The 24,654-nt window shown below is 52.5% G+C and carries 23 protein-coding genes and 1 pseudogene; 6 read left to right on the forward strand and 18 right to left on the reverse strand.

Translation table 11 applies throughout. The annotated features are described in order from the left end of the window. Positions 1–2 precede the first annotated feature (2 nt). From dagF to pmbA, 10 genes are all read right to left on the reverse strand, one after another. Positions 3–743, reverse strand: coding sequence for a 2-dehydro-3-deoxy-phosphogluconate aldolase (dagF, locus tag I6L54_RS22305; RefSeq protein ID WP_005134201.1), 741 nt, complete (start codon positions 741–743; stop codon positions 3–5). Further along, positions 740–1,858 (reverse strand): DgaE family pyridoxal phosphate-dependent ammonia lyase, encoded by a 1,119-nt coding sequence (locus I6L54_RS22310; RefSeq protein WP_040230360.1) that lies wholly within the window; start codon positions 1,856–1,858, stop codon positions 740–742. The genes dagF and I6L54_RS22310 overlap by 4 nt, the downstream gene beginning before the upstream one ends. Next, entirely contained in the window at positions 1,842–2,975 is a 1,134-nt protein-coding gene (locus tag I6L54_RS22315) for an amidohydrolase/deacetylase family metallohydrolase (RefSeq protein WP_040230362.1), read from the reverse strand. Before I6L54_RS22315 ends, I6L54_RS22310 begins: the two co-directional genes overlap by 17 nt. A gap of 58 nt (positions 2,976–3,033) precedes the next feature. Next, the gene (locus I6L54_RS22320; RefSeq protein ID WP_003830379.1) at positions 3,034–3,678 is read right to left on the reverse strand and encodes a DUF4310 family protein; all 645 of its coding nucleotides are present in this window, start codon (positions 3,676–3,678) and stop codon (positions 3,034–3,036) included. Positions 3,679–3,689: 11 nt separating this feature from the next. Beyond that, positions 3,690–4,466, reverse strand: coding sequence for a DUF4311 domain-containing protein (locus I6L54_RS22325; protein WP_005134210.1), 777 nt, complete (start codon positions 4,464–4,466; stop codon positions 3,690–3,692). A gap of 22 nt (positions 4,467–4,488) precedes the next feature. Next, the gene (locus tag I6L54_RS22330) at positions 4,489–4,788 is read right to left on the reverse strand and encodes a DUF4312 family protein (protein ID WP_005134212.1); all 300 of its coding nucleotides are present in this window, start codon (positions 4,786–4,788) and stop codon (positions 4,489–4,491) included. A gap of 2 nt (positions 4,789–4,790) precedes the next feature. Then, positions 4,791–5,153, reverse strand: coding sequence for an SFCGS family glycine-rich protein (locus I6L54_RS22335; RefSeq protein ID WP_003830384.1), 363 nt, complete (start codon positions 5,151–5,153; stop codon positions 4,791–4,793). Positions 5,154–5,163: 10 nt separating this feature from the next. After that, the gene (locus tag I6L54_RS22340; protein WP_040230366.1) at positions 5,164–5,472 is read right to left on the reverse strand and encodes a glycine dehydrogenase; all 309 of its coding nucleotides are present in this window, start codon (positions 5,470–5,472) and stop codon (positions 5,164–5,166) included. Between the two features lie 347 nt (positions 5,473–5,819). Further along, the gene (gene cybC, locus I6L54_RS22345; RefSeq protein ID WP_005134218.1) at positions 5,820–6,206 is read right to left on the reverse strand and encodes a cytochrome b562; all 387 of its coding nucleotides are present in this window, start codon (positions 6,204–6,206) and stop codon (positions 5,820–5,822) included. A 46-nt stretch (positions 6,207–6,252) separates the two neighbouring features. Continuing rightward, positions 6,253–7,605: a metalloprotease PmbA gene (gene pmbA / locus I6L54_RS22350; RefSeq protein ID WP_040230369.1), complete on the reverse strand. Its 1,353-nt coding sequence runs from the start codon at positions 7,603–7,605 to the stop codon at positions 6,253–6,255. 95 nt (positions 7,606–7,700) lie between these two features. Between pmbA and yjgA the strand changes: the two genes are divergently transcribed. Beyond that, complete coding sequence (yjgA, locus tag I6L54_RS22355) at positions 7,701–8,252, forward strand: ribosome biogenesis factor YjgA (protein ID WP_137378430.1); 552 nt, start codon at positions 7,701–7,703, stop codon at positions 8,250–8,252. Positions 8,253–8,266: 14 nt separating this feature from the next. Here yjgA and I6L54_RS22360 read toward each other — a convergent pair. Beyond that, a pseudogene (locus I6L54_RS22360) lies at positions 8,267–8,380 on the reverse strand (IS3 family transposase); the annotation flags it as partial. A gap of 900 nt (positions 8,381–9,280) precedes the next feature. On the opposite strand from I6L54_RS22360, the gene I6L54_RS22365 reads away from it, so the two are divergent. Then, positions 9,281–11,152, forward strand: a complete 1,872-nt coding sequence (locus I6L54_RS22365; RefSeq protein WP_217124629.1) for a YadA-like family protein — start codon at positions 9,281–9,283, stop codon at positions 11,150–11,152. 403 nt (positions 11,153–11,555) lie between these two features. On the opposite strand, the gene mpl is transcribed toward I6L54_RS22365, so the two are convergent. After that, the gene (gene mpl, locus I6L54_RS22370; protein WP_040232991.1) at positions 11,556–12,926 is read right to left on the reverse strand and encodes a UDP-N-acetylmuramate:L-alanyl-gamma-D-glutamyl-meso-diaminopimelate ligase; all 1,371 of its coding nucleotides are present in this window, start codon (positions 12,924–12,926) and stop codon (positions 11,556–11,558) included. A 175-nt stretch (positions 12,927–13,101) separates the two neighbouring features. Between mpl and fbp the strand changes: the two genes are divergently transcribed. Beyond that, positions 13,102–14,100, forward strand: coding sequence for a class 1 fructose-bisphosphatase (gene fbp, locus I6L54_RS22375; RefSeq protein ID WP_003025742.1), 999 nt, complete (start codon positions 13,102–13,104; stop codon positions 14,098–14,100). A gap of 115 nt (positions 14,101–14,215) precedes the next feature. Here fbp and I6L54_RS22380 read toward each other — a convergent pair whose 3' ends face one another. From I6L54_RS22380 to ytfQ, 5 genes are all read right to left on the reverse strand, one after another. Continuing rightward, positions 14,216–15,328 (reverse strand): methyl-accepting chemotaxis protein, encoded by a 1,113-nt coding sequence (locus I6L54_RS22380; protein WP_082031753.1) that lies wholly within the window; start codon positions 15,326–15,328, stop codon positions 14,216–14,218. 103 nt (positions 15,329–15,431) lie between these two features. Further along, positions 15,432–16,433 (reverse strand): galactofuranose ABC transporter, permease protein YjfF, encoded by a 1,002-nt coding sequence (gene yjfF / locus I6L54_RS22385; RefSeq protein ID WP_005134488.1) that lies wholly within the window; start codon positions 16,431–16,433, stop codon positions 15,432–15,434. Continuing rightward, positions 16,420–17,442, reverse strand: coding sequence for a galactofuranose ABC transporter, ATP-binding protein YtfT (gene ytfT, locus I6L54_RS22390; protein WP_005134482.1), 1,023 nt, complete (start codon positions 17,440–17,442; stop codon positions 16,420–16,422). The genes yjfF and ytfT overlap by 14 nt, the downstream gene beginning before the upstream one ends. Positions 17,443–17,455: 13 nt before the next feature. Beyond that, a complete protein-coding gene (ytfR, locus tag I6L54_RS22395; protein WP_005134481.1) occupies positions 17,456–18,958 on the reverse strand; it encodes a galactofuranose ABC transporter, ATP-binding protein YtfR in 1,503 nt (500 codons plus the stop codon). Between the two features lie 121 nt (positions 18,959–19,079). Next, entirely contained in the window at positions 19,080–20,036 is a 957-nt protein-coding gene (gene ytfQ / locus I6L54_RS22400; RefSeq protein ID WP_005134480.1) for a galactofuranose ABC transporter substrate-binding protein YtfQ, read from the reverse strand. A 309-nt stretch (positions 20,037–20,345) separates the two neighbouring features. Between ytfQ and ppa the strand changes: the two genes are divergently transcribed. From ppa to I6L54_RS22415, 3 genes are all read left to right on the forward strand, one after another. Then, positions 20,346–20,873: an inorganic diphosphatase gene (gene ppa / locus I6L54_RS22405; protein ID WP_005134479.1), complete on the forward strand. Its 528-nt coding sequence runs from the start codon at positions 20,346–20,348 to the stop codon at positions 20,871–20,873. A 209-nt stretch (positions 20,874–21,082) separates the two neighbouring features. Beyond that, positions 21,083–22,153 (forward strand): 7-bladed beta-propeller protein YncE, encoded by a 1,071-nt coding sequence (gene yncE / locus I6L54_RS22410; protein ID WP_040232988.1) that lies wholly within the window; start codon positions 21,083–21,085, stop codon positions 22,151–22,153. Between the two features lie 85 nt (positions 22,154–22,238). Beyond that, the gene (locus I6L54_RS22415; RefSeq protein WP_040232987.1) at positions 22,239–24,248 is read left to right on the forward strand and encodes a TonB-dependent receptor domain-containing protein; all 2,010 of its coding nucleotides are present in this window, start codon (positions 22,239–22,241) and stop codon (positions 24,246–24,248) included. 59 nt (positions 24,249–24,307) lie between these two features. Here I6L54_RS22415 and I6L54_RS22420 read toward each other — a convergent pair whose 3' ends face one another. Further along, the gene (locus I6L54_RS22420) at positions 24,308–24,652 is read right to left on the reverse strand and encodes a gamma-glutamylcyclotransferase family protein (protein ID WP_003025723.1); all 345 of its coding nucleotides are present in this window, start codon (positions 24,650–24,652) and stop codon (positions 24,308–24,310) included. Positions 24,653–24,654 lie beyond the last annotated feature (2 nt).

Below are 24,654 nucleotides of genomic sequence, written 5' to 3' on the forward strand. Positions count from 1 at the left end.
AGTTAGCCTACGCAGGCCCGGGTCATCGCCATCAGCTGGCGCACGTCGTCCGGGCGGGTGTTACCACTCACCTTATCAATAATCGAACTATAGATGTGAGGAATGATTTTGCGCACTCCGGCATCCAGGGCGATCTGCAGGATTTCAGTGAAATTATCCAGATCGATACCCCCGGTAGGCTCCAACCAGAAGTCATGCCGGGCACAGGCCTGCGCGACGGCGATGTACTCGTCACGGCATTTCAGGCCGCCCATCGGGAAGTATTTAATCGAGCTACCGCCCATATCTTTGAGCAGCGCAATCGCGGTTTCTACCGGCACAATGCCGTCCGGCGTCTGGCTGCTCAAAGGCCCGGTGGAGATTTTCACCCTGCCCGGCGTGCCGGTTGGCGAGACCAGACCGTTGACCACCGTCTCCTGCTGGCCCAACAGCGCGCGACTGGTCGCCACACCGGTAAAGACCTGATTAACATGCTGCGGCTGTACCTGACGGGAAATTTCACTGACCATCGCCGACTGGTTTGGATCGCCCGCCCCCAACCCCACGGAGAGCGCATTGTCGATAAGCGCCGCGTATTCACGCATATCCGCGACCGCGCTTGCGACATCCGGGTAATTTTTTGACAACACGCCGACCAGCACGTGTCCTTCCGCCGCCGCGTAAATATCCCGCGCATTTTCTTTGGAGCCAGCCAGCACGTTCAGGCAGACGCGGTCGCGATAAAAGTTAGGGGTCAGTTTCATGCGTTTTTCTCCTGCGAAATCACTTCACCAATTCGACGGGCCACAATTTCCAGCTGCGCGCGATCCACGCTGCGCACATCGGCTTCGATAATGCCTTCGTTGGCTTTGTACCCACGGAAGTAAATCGCGTACTCGCCGTGTTTCAGGGCTTCAACCAGTTCGCCCGTGGCGATCCCGGTTACCGCTTCGTCAAACTTAATTTCCGTACGGGCGATGTCGCGCCCTGCGCTGTCCCACACCACGCGGGCGCTCACGCCGTGCAGCTGGTTCAACGCATTAATGAACGGCGTCATTTTCTCGACCATCTCCGCGCCGCTCTCTTTCTGGGCGTTCAGATACAGTTCGATAGCGCAGGTCAGGCCAAGAATCCCCTCTTTGCCCACCTTCATCGCCCGGCCGATCCCCGCCGTCTGGCGTTTCACCCACTCAACGTACTGGGTTTTGCCAATCACCAGTCCACTGGTTGGCCCTTCAATCGCCTTTGCGCCGCTGTAAATCACCAGGTCTGCACCAAGGCGGTAGTAGCACTGCAAATCTTCTTCCGCCGCTGCGTCCACAATCAGCGGCAGGTTATGCGTGCGCGCCACCACCGCGGCCTGCTCCACGCTGAGCATGCTTTTCTGTACGCAGTGGTGAGATTTGATATACAGAATCGCCGCTGTACGCGGTGTAATGGCCGCCGCCAGCTGTGCTGCGGAACATTCGTTGGCATAGCCCGCTTCCACCAGCTTACCGCCGCCGAGCGCCACCATGGTGCCTACCGGTGCACCAAAGTTGACGTTGTGGCCTCTGGGCAGCACAATTTCGTTGTTTTCGATGGGCGTAACGTGCAGGTTTTCCAGCAGCCAGTCGCTGTCTTTAACCAGCACCGCAGCCACCGACTGGGCGATTCCCGCCGAGGCGCAAGAGACAACGGTTGCCCCTTCCACTTCCAGTAATTTCGCGATGTAGTCGCCGGTTTTATTGACCAGATCTTTCATTTCGAAGTACTGATTCATCCCCGCCATTGCGGCCTCAACCACTTCTGGTCGCGGCGTGGAAACACCGAGCGCCGTCATGCGGCCTGATGTGTTAATTACCTGTTTTAAATTGTATTTCTCAAAAATCGAAGGCATGTTCCGCGCTCCCTTGTTCGGTCATATAGCCCTTGCCCGCACGTATGGCGGCAAGCGGCACCAGCAGTTGTTCAGCCTGCAGGCTGTCGTTTTCGGCATCTACCAGCACGGTTGGCTGGCGCTTAAGCGTAAAGAGGGTCAAATCGGCATCCAGACCAGGCTGCAGTCGCCCTTTCTGTTTCAGACGCAGGCCGTCAGCGGCATTGGCGGTCACGCACTCAATGACCTGTGGGAGCGACATCCCCATGGCGAGAAATTTCGACATCACATTCGCCAGGGAGAACACCGGACCGCTGATACGGTTGCGGCAATAAATATCGGAGCTGATGGTGTGCGGCAAAATGCCAAGACCGATAGCGCGTTTTGCTACCGCAAAGCTCAGGCTGGCAGTACCGTGACCAACGTCCAAACGCACGCCGCGTTGCAGCGCCCGCGTGACAGATGTGCGCAGCTCGCCTTGCGGCGTCAGAATACGGTTCGGCTTACCGTTGTAGCAGTGGGTAATAATGTCGCCCGCACTCAGGCGTTCGGCGATCTCATCGAGATTCGGCGGGTTGTTGCCAATGTGCACCATCAGCGGCAGGTCGCCGTTCTCTTTTTGCATCTCTTTGGCACGATCCAGCGGGGTGATGCCGTTAACACCTACCACGCTACTGCTCATGCGCGCCTTCAGGCCGACGATAAAATCAGGGTGGCGTTTCACCGCCTGCCGCACCGCATCAGCGTCAATGTTGGCCATGTTAGCCAGCTCATTTTGGGCGATAAGCCCAACGCGGGAGATATTCAGCAGCGCATACACTTCCGTCGCCGCTTCCCGGGTCAGGGTGTAAAAATCGTCGATATCATCCGCCCCGGTACTGCCCGCATCCACGACGGTGGTAACGCCGGTCGCAATACCGACGCTGTCCGGTTGGTCGTGATAAATCGGGGATTTGGGATAACAGTGAACGTGGGAATCAATCCAGCCTGCACTGACGTAGCACTCGCCGCCGAGCTCAATAGTTTTCAGCGCTGAACCATCAACGTTGCCTAATGCCGCAATTTTGCCGTCTTTCAGCGCAATATCGCTCACCGTATCGTCAACGAGGCGCGCACCGCGCAGGAGTAAATCAAACATCGCTCTCTCCTTTGCCGGATGGCGGCGTAACCGCCTTATCCGGCCTACAAATCAACAGTTAGCTAATGGCAATCGGGAAGATGGAACCGAGGATCATCGCGCCGAGGATCGCCCCGCCGGTGATCGGTTTTTGCCACAGGTAAAACAGCAGCGCGCCCGCCAGTGAACCGATGCCGATAGGGATAGAAGCCGTCATCGCGCTGAGGATAATCAATGGCCCGAGGAAGCGGCCAGAGGCGTTACCGGCCCCCATCATGACGTCCGCCCCGTAGGTTGAATCGCTCTGATTGATGGTGAACTTACGCGCCAGAATGATGATGTAGCCAATCGCCAGGCCAATCACCAGGCCGGTGACCAAAGAGGCGGCGAAGTTGGCAACCGGGAAGATAATGCCCGCACCCAGCAGCAGCGCCGGAACACCTAATCCGACTCCGGTCTGAATCGCGCCGCCGATATCCAGAATCCCCACCAGCGAACCTTCAATAATGCGGGCAAACAGGAAGCTTGCGCCAAATGCCGCCACCGCCCCGTAAGAGCCGGTGTCCATTCCCGCCTTTAGCATCGCCACAAAAGCCACTTCGTTAAATGCGCCGATACCGTACAGGTAGTACATGTGCGTTCCGGCAAAAACGCCGGAAGAGAGCAGGCCAACGAAGATCGGGAACGACCAGTCGGCAAACCAAAAACCTTTATTTTGTTCCATGATGGCCTCCGTTATTTGCCGCTGAGTGAGTTGTGGATCAGTTCCAACCAGTTCGGCACGGTCAGATGGAAGGATTCGATCATCTTCATATCGAAGCCGCGGAAGAAGCCGCTCAGGACAAACAGCGCGACGATAGCCACCATCATGACTTTGGTAACGTGGTTCCAGCCGCTCTCTTCCACGCCTTTACCGATCAGAATACCAAGGACCAGACCCGGGACAGCGTTACCCATAATCAGTTGCGCCGCGCCGCCAAAGACGGTGGCCCAGAAGCCTGATTTCTTACCGGCATCGATCGCCGCCAGCCAGAAGATCACCGGCATTACCGTGTTGACCAGCAGGTTGGCTGCAGGAACCAGCACCTTAACGGCGGTAACTTGCAGCGCTTCCGGTACGGATGACGCGGTGAGGTTAAGGAAGGTCACGACAATCATCCCGATAACACCACAGGCAATCGCCATGCGCTTGGGATCGTGCAACGTTTCACCGACGTTGCGGTTTTTAACCATCAGCGCGGCGGCGCCCCAGTTGGGGATGATGCGATGGTCGACATCCTGCGTGAACGCCCCCGCCGCAACGGAAGAAGCCCAGGCGTTAAAGAAGAAGCCCAGGCCGAACGAGAAGTGAGAAGCCGGATCCCCTTCGCAGGAATTCAGTTCTCCCAGAGTACGAAACGCGCCCATCCCTTGAGTGGTAGGCGCATGAAACATGCGTGCAGCCCCAGCGCCGACACCGACGCCAACCAGGCCACCAATGATGAGCGATTTTATTAATATTATCAGGAACATATTTATGCCTTTTAATAAAGAATCAGCGTTGCGTAACGAAATCCACCTTGTCGAGATTGATGGCAGTCACGTTGACGGTCACATCCAGCTCCACGCTGAAGGTGCGTCTTTCCCGGCGCAGAAAGAGAAATAAAAACGCCTCTTTGCGCACCGTTTCACGTGCTTGAACAACCTGCACATCCTGTGGCTCAATACGCAGTAAGATATGCGACGATGCTTTCATCACCGCAGCCTGAACGTGGTTCAGGGCATCGGCAAAGGCGCGCGCTTTAGCCTCGCCCTTGCCAGTGACTCTCACCGTGGTGGTGAATTGCTCTTTCATACTTAAGCGCCGTGTTTCTTTTGCCACGCCTGTACCAGGCGCTCGCCGAGCTCTTCTTTGTCCATAAAGCCGAACCCCAGCACGTTGCAACCTTCGTTGATGGCCGTTACGCCTTCATCAACCGAGCGCATGCCGTATTTCGCCTTGTAGCCGTATTTGGTCTGCGCGGTAATCGCCCCCGCCCCGCCGCTGCCGCAAAACGAGATACCAAAGGTGGCGTTTTCCGCTTTCATCACATCACCCAGCTTCATATCAGCGGCAACGCCCGGTACCACAACCGCACGGCCACCCGCTTTCTCAACGCCTGCCGCCACTTTCTGGCCTTTACCCAGACGATCGCCAATCACTACGGTAATCTGTTCCATCTTTTGCTCCTTAAAGGTTGTCTTTCGCGACTTCGAAGTGCACCGACAGCAGCCAGGCCTCTTCCTCAGGAAGATTGCCAAACTCGGCGACGACGTCGCGGGCAAGCGCCATTGATTCGGCAGAAATTTCATCAAACAAGCTGGCATCGACTTCAGGTAAGGGTTCACCCGTTACCGAGCGGTGCGCCATGGCGCGAACATGCGACGTCAGCATCTGTTCTTGTACTGCGTTGGGAATAATGTGGCATTCACGCAGCAAGGCATACACCTGCGCCAGCATGCGGTCGGCCAGTTCCACCGATTCCCCCATGTCATTCATTACAGCTCCGTTATTCACTCGTCTTACCCCACTAATGGCTCTGAGGGTAAAGTAGCGGTGGAGGTTAAAAGTTTGTAGCGAGTTGTTTTCCACTTCGAAGTGGAAAGGGACGCAGCGACAGTGATCTGTGCCGCAAAACGGGTCGGGTTCACGATTTATCGCTGGAATAATGTGATTGAGATCGCATGAGGAACAAGGAAAGTGGAGGGCAGAACGAACAATGCGTGGGTGATAAAAATGAAAAAATGTGATGGGTATAGCGTTTACTTATGGGGAATGGTGTTGCCGGATAGCGACGCGATGACGGTTTATCCGACCTGCGGACTACACAGGCCGGATACAACACATTAGCGGTACTTCTTGTGGTAAGCGTTGCGGGTTGTTTTCAGCTCTTCCGCTGCGGCTTTCGCCTCTGAGACTTTACCTTCATTCGCCAGCTTAAGCGCGCCATCAATCTGACCGATCAGCGTGTCAAAACCGTGACGAAAATCTTTCATCTCCGGGCTATCAGGGGATTTGCTTTCCAGCTTCGGTGGCGTTCCCTTTTGTGCATCCAGCGCAGCTGTACGCATTTTGGTTAACGCATCTTTTAGCTCGGTCGCGTTATCCGTTTTTTCAACGATCTTCAGGTTGTCGTTGAGGATCCCCATGTCGTCTTCAAGATCGGCTGCAAACGCAGAAGAACCAAGAACCAGCGTTGAAGCCGCGACGATCGCTAACAGGTGTTTACGCATTGCTCACTTCCTTTTTTATTATTAAAAATTAACGCATTAACGAGTATTACTGCCCGGCGATCTTCATCTCCGGCAACAGTACCGAACCACACTGTATATTGCTGCGGGTTTCAATATCATTACCGACGGTGACGATATTTCGCCACATATCTTTTAAGTTACCGGCGATGGTAATTTCGCTCACCGGGTACTGAATTTCGCCATTTTCAACCCAGAAGCCCGCCGCGCCGCGCGAGTAATCTCCGGTAATACCGCTCACGCCCTGCCCCATCAGCTCAGTCACCACCAGGCCTGTGCCCATCTCTTTGAGCAACTGCTCGAAGCTTAGACCCTGTCCCGGAATTCGCCAGTTGTGGATCCCGCCCGCATGCCCGGTGCTCTTCAGCCCCAGCTTACGTGCGGAATAGTTGGTTAACAGCCATTGAGTCAGCACGCCGTCTTTAATGATGTCACGGCGCTCAGTCCGTACCCCTTCACTGTCGAATGGCGACGACGCCAGTCCCTTCAGCAGGTGCGGATGCTCTTCAATGGTCAGCCATTCCGGCAGAATTTGTTTGCCCAGCGAATCCAGCAGGAAGGTCGATTTGCGGTACACCGAACCACCGGCAATCGCGCCGACCAGGTGTCCGAAGAGTCCGGTCGCCACTTCGTTGGCAAAAATAACCGGTGCTTTCATGGTGGAGAGCTTACGCGGCGACAGGCGCGATAACGTGCGGCGCGCACAGTCGGCCCCCACCCATTCCGGCGTTTGCAGATCACCCATCGCACGGCCAATGGTGTAAGCGTAATCGCGTTCCATATCGCCATTTTCTTCCGCGATCACGCAGCTGGAAAGGGAATGTCGTGTGGAGCAGTAGCCCTGCAGCATGCCGTGGCTGTTACCAAACACTTTGATGCCATAGTGGCTGTTAAAGCTGCCGCCTTCGGTATTGGTGATGCGTTTGTCCGCCTGCAACGCTGCCTGTTCAGCGCGCGCCGCCAGTTCGATAGCTTCGTCAGGGGAGACTTCAGCTGGGTGGAACAGATCCAGATCGGGCGCATCAAAGGCCAGCAGGTCTTTATCCGCCACGCCTGCGCACGGATCCGGTGAAGTGTAACGGGCGATATCCAGCGCGGCCTGCACGGTACGGGCAATCGCCTGCGGACTTAAATCGGTGGACGATGCGCTGCCCTTACGGTTCTGGTGGTAAACCGTAATCCCCAACGCGCCATCGCTATTGAATTCGACGTTCTCCACTTCACCATAACGGGTGCTGACGCTAATACCCGTGGTCTTGCTTACAGCGACTTCCGCGCCATCCGACTTACCTGACGCTAATTCCAGTGCCGTCGAGACCGCTTCTTCCAGAATCTTACGCTGCGCTTCAACTTGTGAGATTACTTTCATCGCAAATGCCATAATGTAGAGAGAGTTTCTCTGAAGTCTAACAGAGAACCGTTTTTCAGTGCGCATCTTAACTGGTAACATTAGCCTCTTTTTTTAAGGAGCCTGACATGACTAAGCAGCCCGAAGACTGGCTCGACGACGTTCCCGGTGATGACATCGAAGACGAAGACGATGAAATTATCTGGGTCAGTAAAAGTGAAATTAAACGTGACGCCGAGGAGTTAAAACGCCTGGGTGTGGAACTGGTCGAACTGGGGAAAAACGCGCTGGATAAAATCCCGCTCGATGCGGATTTACGTGCCGCGATTGAGCTGGCCCAGCGGATTAAGATGGAAGGTCGCCGCCGTCAGCTGCAGCTGATTGGCAAAATGTTGCGCCAGCGCGATGTTGATCCTATCCGTCAGGCGCTGGACAAGCTGAAAAACCGTCACAACCAACAGGTTGTACTGTTTCACAAGCTTGAGCAACTGCGCGATCGCCTGATCGTCGAAGGTGATGATGCTGTAGAAGAGGTGCTGAACCTGTGGCCAACCGCCGATCGCCAGCAGCTTCGCTCTCTGGTTCGTAACGCGAAGAAAGAGAAAGAAGGCAACAAGCCGCCGAAATCAGCACGTCAGATCTTCCAGTATCTGCGTGAACTGGCGGAAAACGAAGCCTAACAAAAGGCTCAGGGTTATAGTCTGCACTCATAAAATGGGACAGCGGCTTTCAGGGCTTGGGTTCGGTATTCTACCGGGCTCAGGCCTTGTATTTTAAAACTCATCCGCTCGTAGGTGTAGTAATGGATATTGCAAATAACGGAGTTCAGCCCGTAATTCTTCGGGATAGAGCTTTTCCAGTCCCGCATCGGTAAGTGGGGATGTTATTGATTGTTTTGACATTGGTTTGCCCCAGCCGCGTTTTATACTCAGAAGTCCTTTCTGGTCTTAGAATTTGTACACATTAACCCAGTACGGGACAACACTTTCATTTGAGATGTGAAATCGTGCCGCTGATTCGCGCATCGTAAGTTCTTCACAGAGTGAAGCTCAGTCAACAGCTTTCCGAAATTCAGGAGAATAATTGTTGTTTTTTAGGTAACACCATCAATACCGGAGAGGTAGCGTCTGACTACAGACTATCTGGTTCCGAGGGAATATTTTGGATTTGCCATAAAGAACTGGAGCGTCCAACTATTGGGGTGCAGTCCAACTTTATACCAGAGCCTTTAATATAGATCAAATCACCTCACATACTTCCCCCTCTAATTGTATATATCAAGACAAATATATACATATAACATTCATATTCAAACCAACTTATTATACAGCCAACAATAAATACACCACTAATATGTGACACATAAAAAATTCACACAAGAAATAAATTCATCAAAACAATAATTATCTTTATTTTATATATCCACATCCAGTTTTCGGGCATAAATCCCAAAAAAACAACAAGAAAATCCTTAAAAAAAAGATATTACCCATTGTTTTTAAATACAAAAAAAAACAAAAAAATCACATCCATAATAAATAATAAAATTGAACTAACAAATGATAATTTTATAATCCGCGTGACGTTAGATGCAGAAACCTTATTACACATAACAAGGATTTATAGTATTAGAGCAACCTCATCTCATTAGGAATAAATCAATATTGCCCTTGTTATTTTACAATAATATATACGGAGATTATCACTTATGAATTTTAAACGTAGCGCGCTTACTATTGTTATTTCATGCGCATTATTACCGAGTGTTGTTTTTGCTGGGCCTGACGATAATGCAACCGAGAAATATGTTGATGATGCAGTGACAGCTGCCACTCAAACCCTGGAAGGGGAAGTAGCAGCCAACACTGCGGCAACTGCAGCCAACTCTACAGACATAGCAGCCAACACCAGCGCTATTGCCGATAACGCCTCGGACATCGCAGACCTTGATACCCGTACGACAGACAACACTGCGGCAATTGCAACCAACACTACAGACATAGCAGCCAACACTGCGGCAACTGCAACCAACACTACAGACATAGCAGCCAATACCAGCGCTATTGCTGATAACGCCTCGGACATCGCAGACCTTGATACCCGTACGACAGACAACACCGCGGCAATTGCAACCAACACTACAGACATAGCAGCCAACACTGCAGCAATTGCAACCAACACTACAGACATAGCAGCCAACACTGCGGCAACTGCAGCCAACTCTACAGACATAGCAGCCAACACTGCAGCAATTGCAACCAACACTACAGACATAGCAGCCAACACTACAGACATAGCAGCCAACACTGCAGCAACTGCAGCCAACACTACAGACATAGCAGCCAATACCAGCGCTATTGCCGATAACGCCTCGGACATCGCAGACCTTGATACCCGTACGACAGACAACACCGCGGCAATTGCAACCAACACTACAGACATAGCAGCCAACACTGCGGCAACTGCAACCAACACTACAGACATAGCAGCCAATACCAGCGCTATTGCCGATAACGCCTCGGACATCGCAGACCTTGATACCCGTACCACGGCCAACACTGCAGATATCGCCGCTAACACCAGTTCTATTAGTGATTTGAGCAATCACGTAGACGATGTTGCAACTGGTTTATCTCAAGATATCGCAAACAGCACTGCTGACAGTAAATCATATACTGATACCGCTACACAGAACGCTATCGACACCGCCAACAGCTATACTGATACCGCTAAGCAGGACGCTATCGACACCGCCAACAGCTATACTGATACCGCTACACAGAACGCTATCGACACCGCCAACAGCTATACTGATACCGCTAAGCAGGACGCTATCAACACCGCCAACAGCTATACTGATGTCGCTAAGCAGGACGCTATCAACACCGCCAACAGCTATACTGATACCACCACCGCAACGGCTAAAAACGAAGCAATTGCGACGGCAAATAGTTATACTGATGTCGCTAAGCAGGACGCTATCAGCACTGCCAATAGCTATACTGACACCACCACTGCAACGGCTAAAAACGAAGCGATTGCGACGGCAAATAGTTATACTGATGTCGCTAAGCAGGACGCTATCAGCACTGCCAACAGCTATACTGACACCACCACTGCAACGGCTAAAAACGAAGCGATTGCGACGGCAAATAGTTATACTGATGTCGCAAAAGCAGATGCAATCAGCACTTCTTATGCTTACACCGATACAACTTCAGCCAAAAATCGCGCAGATGGTAAAGCGTATGTCGATAATTCGCTCACCCAGGCAAACAATTATACCGATAACAAGTTCTCCCAACTTGATGGCCGAGTAAATAACCTGGATAACAAAATTGATGATAACGATAAACAAGCAAAAGCAGGTATTGCTGGCGCAATGGCGATGACTGCAATTCCACAAAAATTTGGCTATGATTTCAACTTCGGTATGGGCGCAGCTACATTTGGTGGTGAACAATCCATGGCTGCTGGTGCGTATTATAATGTTGGTAAGAATGCCACTCTTTCTGCGAAGGCCTCTCTTGATACCCAACACAATACTGGTGTTGCGGTTGGCTTGAGTTTTGGTTTCTAATCAATTGTGTTTAACTATTTAGGTTACTAATCCTGGTAGAAATTGACACTTTTCAGCCTGATAATGCCCGATGAAACTCATCGGGCATTTTACATTCAAAAATCGCTATGGGTTGTAGATTTGCCACCTGGTCTCTAACCATCCTTTTTGTCTGTAAAACTGTGGCCAATATTACTCGGCCACTACAGCTACTGAAACAGAAGCGGAGCAGAGAAAGATGTGATGCAGTATCTGAGCGGATATTACAACCGTCTTAGGCCACATAAAAACAACGGTGGGTTAACACCACCGAGATGGAAAGACAGAAACTTCTGACTGTATCCAAATTAAGTAGGCCATTTCAAACAAGTCCCCCTATCCCCACAGGGCCAGGGGCAACCCGCTCAGCGCAAAACCAGGTGAATTACTCCTGCTGAGCTTTCTTCGCCAGACCATCCAGCAGTTTTTGATGAATACCACCAAATCCGCCGTTGCTCATCACCAGAATGTGATCGCCTGGCTGCGCGGTTTTCACTACCATATCAGCCAGCGCATCCACATCACCACTCCAGTGAGCCGGCTGAACGCAGGCTTCAGCAACTTCTGCTACCTGCCACGGAATATGCGGGGGTTGCAGCAGGAACACTTCGTCCGCGCGGCCTAATGATGGCGCGAGATCGTCTTTACACAGTCCCATTTTCATGGTGTTCGAGCGGGGTTCCAGCACCGCGATGATGCGTGCCGTACCGCCCACTTTTCCGCGCAACGCCGCAAGCGTCGCCAGAATGGCCGTCGGATGATGGGCAAAATCGTCATACACCGTCACGCCATTGGCTTCACCGCGCAGCTCAAGACGACGACGGGCGTTAATGAATGAACCGAGCGCATTGGCTGCATCCGCAGGCACGACGCCCACATGGCGCGCGGCCGCAATCGCCATCAGACCGTTATGCATGTTGTGCTCGCCGACCAGGCCCCACTTCACCTCACCGACTTTTTCACCGTCCAGCCACACTTCCCACTCTGAGGCATCGGTGGTCAACTTTTTCGCCTGCCAGTGGCCTTGTTCGCCCACCAGCTCTTGTTCGCTCCAGCAGCCCATCGCCATCGTCTGTTTCAGATTAATGTCGTTTTCCGGGTAGATGATGCGTCCCTGGCCCGGCACGATACGCACCAGGTGGTGGAACTGTTTCTGGATCGCTTTCAGATCGTCAAAGATGTCCGCGTGATCAAACTCAAGGTTGTTGAGGATCAGGGTACGCGGACAGTAATGCACGAATTTGGAACGCTTGTCGAAGAACGCACAGTCGTACTCATCCGCTTCAATCACGAAGAAGCCGCTTTCGCCCAGACGCGCAGAAACCTCGAAGTTACCCGGTACGCCGCCGATCACAAAGCCAGGCTTATAGCCGCAGGCTTCGAGGATCCAGGTCGCCATTCCCGCCGTGGTGGTTTTGCCGTGCGTCCCCGCTACCGCCAGCACCCAGCGATCGCGCAGCACAAAGTCATGCAGCCACTGTGGGCCGGACATGTACGGAATGTTCTTCTCCAGCACCGCTTCCACGCACGGATTACCACGGCTCATGGCATTGCCGACGATCACTAAGTCCGGCTGCGGGTCGAGCTGGCTGGCATCGTACCCCTGAATTAAATCAATGCCTTGCCTCTCAAGCAAAGTACTCATCGGCGGATACACATTGGCGTCCGAACCCGTTACTTCATGACCGAGCGAGCGCGCCAGCATCGCCAGACCGCCCATGAAAGTGCCACAAATTCCCAAAATATGAATGCGCATACGTCACTATCCTTTTTTAATCTGGGAGCCATTTTACGCACATGTCTGGCAACTGAGAAACGCATTTCAGGATATTCCGTAGTTTGCTGGCGCGATTCACCTGAGCGCAACAATGGAAATATTTGTTAATATTGTTGCGGTCGCTTTACTCCACATAAATTGCAGGGAAAGGGTTATGAAAACGTTAGGTGAATTTATTGTCGAAAAGCAGCACGAGTTTTCTCATGCTACCGGTGAACTCACTGCTTTGTTGTCGGCAATAAAGCTGGGTGCCAAGATCATCCACCGCGATATCAACAAGGCCGGTCTGGTCGATATCCTGGGTGCCAGCGGTGCTGAGAACGTGCAGGGAGAGGTTCAGCAAAAACTCGATCTGTTCGCGAACGAAAAACTGAAAGCTGCACTGAAGGCGCGCGACATTGTGGCGGGCATTGCCTCGGAAGAAGAAGATGAAATCGTCGTCTTTGAAGGCTGTGAACACGCTAAATACGTTGTGCTAATGGATCCGCTGGATGGCTCATCCAACATCGATGTTAACGTCTCTGTCGGTACGATTTTCTCTATTTACCGCCGCGTAACCCCCGTCGGTACTCCGGTCACGGAAGAGGATTTCCTGCAACCGGGCAACAAGCAGGTTGCTGCGGGTTACGTGGTTTATGGTTCTTCCACCATGCTGGTGTACACCACCGGCTGTGGCGTGCACGCCTTCACCTACGATCCTTCTCTGGGCGTATTCTGCCTCAGCCAGGAACGTATGCGCTTCCCGGCGAAAGGCAGCACGTACTCCATTAACGAAGGTAACTACATCAAATTCCCGAACGGCGTGAAGAAGTACATTAAATTCTGCCAGGAAGAAGATAAATCAACCCAGCGACCGTACACCTCGCGCTACATTGGCTCTCTGGTTGCGGACTTCCATCGCAATCTGCTGAAAGGCGGGATCTACCTGTACCCAAGCACCGCCAGCCACCCGGAAGGGAAACTGCGTCTGCTGTATGAATGCAACCCAATGGCCCTGCTGGCCGAGCAAGCGGGCGGCAAGGCGAGCGACGGTAAAAATCGTATTCTGGATATCATCCCGGAAAGCCTGCACCAGCGCCGCTCCTTCTTCGTGGGTAACGACCATATGGTTGAAGATGTAGAACGCTTTATCCGCGAGTTCCCGGACGCGTAAGCGCAACATCCGGCTTACAAGCACAGTGTAGGCCGGATAAGCGAAGAGCCATCCGGCACAATGCGGTGATATTGCCGGATGGTGGCGTAAACGCCTTTATCCGGCCTACGCGCGGTTACGCTGTCTGTAGCTTAAACGCCGCCATTGCTTCAAGCAGCGCATGTGACTGCTCTTCCAGCAAGCGGGTAGCCGCTGACGACTGCTGTACCAGCGCCGCATTTTGCTGCGCCGTTTCATCCATCTGAATCACCGCAATATTCACCTGCTCAATGCCGCGACTTTGTTCCTGGGACGCACTGGCAATTTCACGCATCAGTTTGGTCATACGCATGACCTCAGTCGCAATCTCATCCATGGTTTCACCCGCCTGCTGCGCCAGCTCGCTGCCTTCACCCACGTGCGTGTGCGAATCGCTGATTAACGTGCGGATCTCTTTGGCCGCTTCAGCGCTGCGGCTGGCCAGATTTCGAACTTCACCTGCGACAACCGCAAAGCCCCGCCCTTGTTCACCGGCACGCGCCGCTTCAACGGAGGCATTAAGCGCCAGGATGTTGGTCTGGAAAGCAATACCATCGATTACGCTAAGGATGTCGGCAATTCGGCTGGAACTGCCGGAAATATCGCGCATTTTCTCGATCACATAGCACACCATCTCGCTACCTCGATCGGCAGTATCCGACACCGATTTTGCCAACTGATGCGCTTGTTCCGCGTTCTGCGCATTTTGTTTCACGGTCGCCGTGAGTTCTTCCATGCTGGCGGCGGTCTGCTCCAGCGACGTGGCTGTCGATTCAGTGCGTTGCGCCAGATGCTGATTTCCGGCCGTCAGCTCACGGCTACCAATATCAATTTGCGAACTGGCATCGCGTACGCGTTGTACCGAGTCCCCCAGCGCATGGCGCATTTCATCCATTGCAGCGTTCAGGCGGTTGAATTCGGCGCTGGCCGACGGCGCCGAAACCGGCGACAAATCCCCCGTCGCCAGGCGTTCCAGTTGCTCCACTATGCTATCCAGCGGCTTGAGAAACTTATTTCGCAGCATAAACCAAATCACGGCCAGCAGCGCGATAGCAGCCAACATCGCCCCACTCATAATAGTGTTGTAAATCAATGAAGTAATAATACGAGTAGAGGCATATAGCCCCATCCCTCCGGTCAGTAACAGAAGGAACGTCAGCAGCGACAATAACACCAACAAACTTGATCGAATTGAAAGGGATTTTGGCATTGTTATATTTCCGGTTGTAGGGTTAAAACAGACCTGTACAGAACCTATCGACTACAACCGGAAAAAGTTTAGGTATTTAAACATTTTATTGAAAATCATGATGTTACTTTGATGTTGCTGTCGTACCCACTCGGGTTACTGGCGAGCTTTGACGATTTTCCCATAGCACCGTCAAACCGCGTTGTAACGCTATAAAAATAAACAATAAAATACCAATCGCAATCTTCGTCCACCAGGAACTTAATGTGCCGTCAAAATTAATGTAGGTTTGAATTAATCCCTGAATGGCGACGCCAAACAAGGTGCCTAACACCGTACCGACCCCGCCGCTCAGTAGCGTTCCGCCGATAACAACCGAAGCAATCGCATCCAGCTCGACGCCAACGCCCGCCAGCGCGTAACCCGCCTGGGTGTAAATGGAAAACACAATGCCGGCCAGCGTAGCAAGCCCGGTAGACAGCATATAGATACGAATGGTCGTGCTACGGGTTGAAATGCCCATCAGGTTGGCCGACGTGGCGTTGCCGCCAATGGCGTAAACCTGATTACCAAAGCGCGTACGGTGCGCAAGGAAGATGCCAATCACCACCACGCCCAGCATTAACAACCCCATCGCGCTCAGGCGACCGCCGCCAGGAATTTTCCATGCCAGACTTGAGAGCGTGTCATAAATCGGATGGTTAATTGGGATCGACTCTTCAGAGACCAGATAGCTGACGCCGCGCAGGAAAAACATTCCCGCCAGCGTAATAATGAATGCCGGGATCTTCAGTGCATCAATCAGTAACCCCATAAACGCGCCAAACGCGCAGCCCATCAGCAAAATCAGGGGAAACGCCAGCAGCGGGGAAATCCCCCAGTAGCCTATCGCTTTCGCCAGAAATACGCCGGTAAAAGCGATCACCGAGCCAACGGAAAGGTCGATCCCCCCGGAGAGAATGACGAAAGTCATGCCCACGGCAATAATCCCTAAAAAAGCGTTATCAGTCAGGATATTGCAGATTACCCGGGTTGAAGCAAAAGCCGGAAACTGGGTCAGGCAGTAGAGATACCCCAGCACAAACACGCCGAGGGTAATCATTAGCGGTAAATTACGTTTTATCATGACCACGCACTCCTTTTATCAGGCTGATAAAGCGTTGTGACTGCACGACCAGCACACACAACACCACCACAGCTTTGACCACCTGGTTCAGTTCCGGCTGGAATCCCGACAGTAAAATCCCGGTGTTCATCCCCTGAATAATCAATGCGCCGATCACCGACAGCAACAGATTGAAGCGCCCGCCCATCAGCGAACCGCCACCGATGACTACCGCCAGAATGGCATCCAGTTCCAGCCACAATCCGGCGTTATTGGCATCTGCCCCACGGATATCCGCCGTGACGATAATACCGGCGATAGCCGCACACAGGCCGCTCAGCACATAAGTAAGCATCACAATGATGCGGGTATTCACCCCGGCGTTTTTCGCCGCACGAATGTTAATGCCCACCGCTTCAATAAACATGCCCAGCGCCGTTTTACGCGTTAGCAGCCAAAAGGCGACCAGCGTCAGCAGCGCGATGATCACCGGCGTGGGGAACAGTAAGAGCGAGCCGCTGCCAAACCACGACAGCTCGGGCGAGTTGAAGGTGACGATCTGCCCGGAAGTGATAAGCTGCGCCACTCCGCGCCCGGCCACCATCAGGATAAGGGTCGCAACAAACGGCTGGATCTTGAGGATTGCCACCAGAATCCCGTTCCACAGCCCGGCCAGTATTCCGGAGCCTAAGGCAGCAAGCAGCACCACCGGCAGACTGTGCCCGGCCACCGTCATCGCCGCAGTAGTCGCACCGGCAATCGCCATCACCGCGCCAACGGAAAGATCAATGCCGCCGGTGGCGATCACCAGCGTCATACCAATCGCCAACAGCGCCACGGGGGCGGCGCGGTTGAGAATATCAATCGGGCTGCCGAACAGGCGACCATCCTGCAAAATCACCTGGTAGAAGTGCGGAGCCACCAGGCTGTCGACCAGCAGCACCAGAAGTAGCGCCACCAGTTGCGGCATACCTTTTGGCCAACGGAACCGTCGTTTCGCGGTGTTGGATTGAGGGAGAGATTGAGGCATCACCATAGTCTCCTTAGGCCGCAATGGCGTTCATGATCGCCGGTACGGACAGTTCAGCCAGTGGGATCTCGGCTACCTGTTTACGATCGCGCATAATAATGACCCGATCGGCATAGCCCACTAACTCTTCCAGTTCGGATGAAATCACCAGCAGCGCCAGGCCATCCGCGCACAGCGTTTCGATCAGGCGGATGATCTCGGCATGTGCACCGACGTCGATCCCGCGCGTGGGTTCATCGAGGATCAGGAACTGTGGTTTGGTCAGCAACCAGCGCGAGAGCAATACTTTTTGCTGATTGCCGCCGGAGAGAAACTCAATCGGCTGCTCAGCGTTGGGGGTACGAATTCCGAGCTGGCGGATAAAACGCTCGGCAATCTCGTTTTGTTCCTTCCGCGCAATGGGCCGCAGCCAGCCGCGCTGTGCCTGCAACGCCAGAATGATATTTTCCCGCACCGAAGCCGCGGCGATGATGCCATCCGTTTTACGATCCTCCGGACAAAAGCCGATCCCCATGCACGAAGCCTGATGTGGGGATCGCAAGGTCTGCGGTTTACCTTTGATCAGCGCACTGCCGCTGTCGGCGGGTTTAATACCGAAGATCACTTCTGCCGTTTCTGTTCGCCCGGATCCCAGCAGCCCCGCCAGCCCGACGATCTCGCCGGGACGAACCTGCAAATCAAACGGCGCGATGGTGCCTTTCTTGCCAAAGCCGCTAAAGGCCGCCACCGGCTTATCGCTCAGCAATGTGCGCCCCGCACGCTGTAGCGCATGGGTATCCAGTTCACGGCCCAGCATCATTTTTACCAGTTCGATCTGTGGCAGCTCGCGGGTTTCGCGACAGCCAACGAAGCCGCCGTTACGCAGGACAGTGATACGATCGCTGACCTGATAAACCTGATCGAGGAAATGGGTGACGAAGATCAGACTGACGCCACGATCGCGCAGATGGCGCATCAGACCGAACAGCATTTCAACTTCCTGGGTATCGAGGCTGGCGGTGGGTTCGTCGAGGATCAGCACTTTCGCGGAGAGATCTATTGCCCGGCAAATCGCGACAATTTGTTGCATCGCCACGGAAAAGCGGTTCAGCGGCTCGCGTACATCAAGGGAAAAACCGTATGACGCCATCAGCTCCGTGGCACGTTTTTCCATCTGCTTACGCTGTAGCAGGCCAAAACGCCGTGGTTCACGGCCAATAAACAGGTTATCCGCGACCGACATATTGGGCAGCAGGTTCACTTCCTGATACACGGTGCCAATTCCCAGTTGCTGGGCATGTGCGGTATTTTTCGGGGAGATCGGCTGGCCTTCGAGCCAGATAGTGCCGCGATCGGCATGATAAACGCCGGTCAGCGCTTTGATTAGCGTCGATTTACCGGCTCCGTTTTCCCCCAGTAGCGCCATAATCTCGCCACGACGCAAACTGAAATCCACGTTATCCAGTGCTTTTACGCCGGGAAAGAATTTACTTAATCCTTCGGTGCGGAGGATTTCCTGATGTTGGTCGGTGGTCATGGCATTCCTCCGGTACGAAATCACGGTGTCTCGTAGGCCTGATAAGCGCAGCGCCATCTGGCAATAAATGCCGGATGGCGGCGTAACGCCTTATCCGGCCTACGGAAGACCGACAACAAAGCTAGTAGCCCATGTTTTTCTTCTTCTCTAACTCTTCTTTCGCCGTATCTGGCAAATAGAGGATCGATTTAGTAATGGTCAACTTCTCAGGCATCGTGCCGTCTTTTTTGAATTTCTCCAGTGCGTCGAAGGCCGGACCTGCCATATTCGGCGTCAGCTCGACGCTGGCGTTGGCTTCACCGTCAATCATCGCTTTGTAGATATCCGGTACGCCGTCGATGGAACCGGTGAGAATATCTTTGCCGGGTTTCAGACCCGCTTCTTTGATCGCCTGAATCGCACCGATCACCATGTCATCGTTGTGGGCGTAAACCATGCAGATGTTCTTGCCGTTGTTTTCCGCTTTGATAAAGCTCTCCATCACTTCTTTCCCTTTACTGCGGGTGAAGTCACCGGACTGTGAGCGGATAATTTTGATGTTAGGTGCATTAGCGATGGCTTCAGCAAAACCTTTTTTACGATCGATCGCCACGCTGGCCCCGACGGTCCCTTGCAGCTCAACGACGTTACACGGCTTGCCGTTCACTTCTTTGATCAGCCAGTCGCCAATCAATTTACCTTCCAGCACGTTGTCAGCAGTGACGGTAGTCATATAGAGAGATTTGTCTTTTACATCGATGGAACGATCGAGCAAAAAGACGGGAATGTCGGCATCTTTTGCTTCTTTTAATACCGGCTCCCAACCTGTTGCCACGACTGGCGCAATAAAGATGGCATCAACGCCCTGCGCCACGAATGAGCGGACTGCTTTAATCTGGTTTTCCTGCTTTTGCTGGCCATCAGCGATTTTCAGCGTAATACCCCGCTTTTCGGCCTCGCTTTTCGCAACGTTGGTTTCTGCGGCGCGCCAGCCGGATTCAGAGCCAACCTGCGAAAATCCTACGGTTAAAGGGGCTGCCATTGCCATAGACGACATGGCTGCCGAAACTGCTGTGACTAAAAGTAAGCGCTTCCACATAAGTGCGTCCTCGTAGGGTGATTATTGTTGGTTAATAAACCGTCGCGAAAAAACTATAGACAATTGAGCATGTAACGGATTGCGTTACATCACACTTCAAAAAAGTAAATAAAACGTTAATCACAACTTTGTAATCGCTTTCATCTCACTATGAAAAATGCGGCTGAAGATATGGATTTTTCTGTCATTAACGCAGGAGGAAAAGGCCAAATTCTGAGGAGGGAAATCGAAAACAAGCGGAGACATTCAGCGCGAGTTGGCTATAATACCCGCCACTTGTTTGCCATAGCTTATTTAAAGGAAACAGACATGAGCTTACTCAACGTCCCTGCCGGTAAAGATCTGCCGGAAGATATCTACGTTGTTATCGAGATCCCTGCCAACGCAGATCCGATCAAATACGAAGTTGACAAAGAGAGCGGCGCCCTGTTCGTTGACCGCTTCATGTCCACCGCGATGTTCTATCCGTGCAACTACGGTTACATCAACCACACCCTGTCTCTGGATGGCGATCCGGTAGACGTTCTGGTGCCGACTCCGTATCCGCTGGAGCCAGGTTCAGTGATCCGCTGCCGCCCGGTTGGCGTGCTGAAAATGACCGACGAATCCGGTGAAGATGCGAAACTGGTTGCCGTACCGCACACCAAACTGAGCAAAGAATACGATCACATCAAAGATGTGAACGACCTGCCGGACCTGCTGAAAGCGCAGATCACTCACTTCTTCGAGCACTATAAAGACCTCGAAGCGGGCAAATGGGTGAAAGTTGACGGTTGGGACAACGCTGAAGCCGCTAAAGCTGAAATCGTTGCTTCCTTCGAGCGCGCGAAGAAATAATTTCGCCGGCGCTGAAAACCCTGAACACCAGCCTCTGGTTAGTAAGGGTTTTTTTATGTCTGTACTTTCCCTCCCTTTATTTTCCCGGTAGCCCGCTGCTTTCTTTTTGACCTACCAGATTGGGTAGTCACATTTTATTCATCTTATTTGCGAATGAGATTAGATCTCATTATCATTCGCAACACGTAAATAAATGTGAATAAAAGTCAATGAACCTCCACACTGTGAAGTCCCTGAAACACTATTCCGGCGTAGCACTCGTCACGACGCTGTTATTTACCAGCCTGTCCGGCGTGGCGCAGACGCTACCTGAAAAAGATTTTCTGACCCACGATGTCGGTAACGGCGTGTATGAACTGGCGGTTGATAGTCAGCAGAACACGCTCTATGCCGCCTCGTCTCCGTCATTTGATAAAGACAAAACCAGCGGGCTTATCTACAAACTCGATCTGGAAAAACTCACCACCACCGAAGTCATCAAGACCAGCCGTCGTGCCTTTGCCACTGCCCTGGATGAAGAAAATCAGGTGCTGTATGTCGGTAACACGCTGGAAGGTTCAGTCACGCTCATCGATACCCGCAGCGGTAACGAGTTGGCGATACTGCAACTGAGCGAAGCAAAAAACCCGAAAGACATTGTCCATACCCGTGAAATGGTGCTCGATAAACAGCATCACCGCCTGTATGTCTCTGGCGTGGCTGAAAAAGGCATTGTCTGGGTCGTGGATACGCAAAAACGTGAAAAAATTGCCACCCTTGAAAACATGGGTCAGTACCCGACCGGTATGGCCATTGATGCTGATAAAGATCGCCTGTATGTCGTGAATGGCCGGAATGAACTGATTACGCTGGATACCACCAGCCATAAAATTATTAACCGTTTTACCATTGAACCCGCTAAGAAACATTTTTTCCTGAATATTGCGCTTGATGCAAAAAATAATCGTGCGTTTCTGACAGATCCCGATCTGGCTGATGTTCTGGTTGTCGATATTAATACTGGCAAGGTTATTGCGCCAATTAAGGTCATTAACTCTTTGGCAGTGCTATATAACGAAAAACGCCAGGAAGTGTATATCACCCACCGTAATGCAAAACGTATCAGCATCGTGGACAGCAAAACCTATCAGGTAAAACAAAGCATCGAAACCCAGGCGTTACCTAACAGTCTGGCGCTTTCGGCAGATGCTAACACCTTGTATATCAGTGTAAAGCAGTCGGAAAAAATGACCGGTGTGAAGCCCGACTACGTGCTGAAAGTCGATCTCTCTAAATATTAATAATTAAAAACGCTTCTTACACCTTGCAGCTTTTCCGGGTTGCAAGGTGATGCTTTTATTTTTTACTTTTCAGGTGTCTTATATTATGAAAACGCGTCAACTTATTACGCTGACGGGGATCGTCGCATTCTCAGGCGGTGTTATTTTCCCCACTCAGGCAGAAGAACTCACCGAAACCTCACGCAATAGTGAAGATGAAATGGTGATCACCGCATCCGGGTTCTCGCAACAAAAACGCGAAGCACCGGCCACTATTTCGGTTATCGATCGTAAAACGCTGGATATTCAGCCGGATCGTAATATCGGTGAAGCGATTAAAAACCTGCCTGGCGTCTCGGTCACCAACAGCAGCGGCATGAACGCGGGTAGCATTATGATCCGCGGTATGGACCCGTCCTATACCGCTTTTATGGTCAACAGCGTCAAACAAAATACCGGTGAATCGCGCCCCTACGGCCATGATATCGGTACTGAAGCCAACTTCTTACCGCCAATGGAGGCCATTGAGCGTATTGAAGTTATCCGCGGGCCAATGTCCTCGCTGTACGGCTCAGATGCCATCGGCGGTGTGGTCAACGTTATAACCAAAAAACCGTACGGTGCGAAAGACTGGACGACAGCGATTGCGGCGAATACCTGGCTTCAGGAACACCAGTATTTGGGTAATACCAGCCAGATGAATCTGTTTACCATGGGGCCGATTGTGCCTGATGTGCTGGGCCTTAGCGTCGCGGCCGACTGGCTCGACCGTCGCGATGACGATCGCAATAACTATTTCGGCAAACACAACCGTAAATCCGTTGATATGACGCTGGGTCTGGCCGCCAGCGACAATAACCTGTTCGATCTCAACGTGGTCACCGGCGAGCAGGAGAAAAACCGTACCCAGAAACGCGGTGCGCCATGGTCATGGCTGTTCGATCGTAACGCCGCCACTCTGACGCATACCGGCTGGTATGCTGATGACACCATCGCGACGACCAACTACATCAACTACGAAAAGGGCCGCTCAAAATACGTTTATGACGGCCAGTCCCCGCAGTATGTGCAGATGGAGAACTACGTCGCTAATTCGCAAACCACCTTCACGCTCGACAACCATAAACTGACCATCGGGGCGAATTTTACCCGCGAAGAGTTAAATGACCGCTTTGATGTGGCTAACAAAACGCTGCCCGGCTCAGAGCCGGTAACCAAAATCAGCCGCAACGGCTGGGCGCTGTTTGCTGAAGATGGCTGGAGTATTGACGATTTCATCCTGACTACTTCGGCGCGTATGGATCAGGACGATAACTTTGGTACGCATATTACGCCAAAAATGTACGGCAACTGGGCCTTCAGCGATGCCTGGGCGCTAAAGGGCGGTATTTCGGCAGGATATAAAAAACCGGAGCTACGCGCGACCTCCAGCAACTTCGTCACCCCTTACGGCTCAACCGTGCCTTATCCATTCCTGACGGTAGGTAATGACGACCTGAAACCAGAGAAAAGCGTTAACTCTGAGCTGGGTCTCTACTGGACGGGCGATGTGCTGGCTCTGGATAGCACGGTCTTCTATACCCAGTTCAAAGACAAAATCGCTGAACAAACTATTTGTGAAACCACGGCGACAAACCAGTGCTCGGTGAATGGCTACAAAGCAGATTCCGTCAGTAAATACTTTAACGTCAGTGAGGCAGACGTATACGGCATTGAGCTGAATGCCGACTGGCAAATTAGCGCCGACATCAAAGCCAACGCTAACTACACCTGGAACCACAGCGAGCAGAAAAGCGGCGTCAACAAAGGCTACGCGCTGAACGACTACCCGCGTCATATGGCGAATCTGTCGCTGACCTGGGCGGCGACACAGAGTCTCGACGTGTGGAGTACGGTGAACTATCGCAGCAGTAACCGCAACAGCGGTAATAACTACAAGTACGATGACTACACAATGGTTGATGTGGGCGTACGTTATCAGCTCAATAAGCACACGCAGTTGATGGCAGGGGTCTACAACGTGCTGGATGAGGATCCGAAACTGACAACTGCATGGAATGAATCCGCGCAGGTGGAAGGTCGCCGCTATAACCTCGGCGCGCGCGTGGAGTTTTAAATCCGGAATAAAACAACGCCACCCTCGGGTGGCGTTGTTTTATTCTCGTAAGTGATATATCAGTACTGGTCTCTGTCTAACCAGTTACCGCTTTCAATCAGCGTTAAGCCATCAACCGGACGTTGGTACACGTACATCCATGCACTTCCGTACGGCGTCTGAATTAACTGGCGTGCATATTCGCCACCTCGCGTACGCAGAGCGTCAAGCTCTGCCAGCGTGGCGTTGTCAATACGATAAACTTCCCCGTGTACCGTTCCGTTCCCCGGAACCGCGCCTGGATAGTGGCCCAGGCTATACAACTGGTAATTATCGATACTGAAATTTCCCAGCAACAGGGCATTGGTCATCCAGTGGCTGTTGCCTTGTTTGGTTCGTAAACTGCCGTAGACAAATATTCGCATTG

This window comes from Citrobacter pasteurii (assembly GCF_019047765.1).
GTDB classification, from domain to species: Bacteria; Pseudomonadota; Gammaproteobacteria; order Enterobacterales; family Enterobacteriaceae; genus Citrobacter; species Citrobacter pasteurii.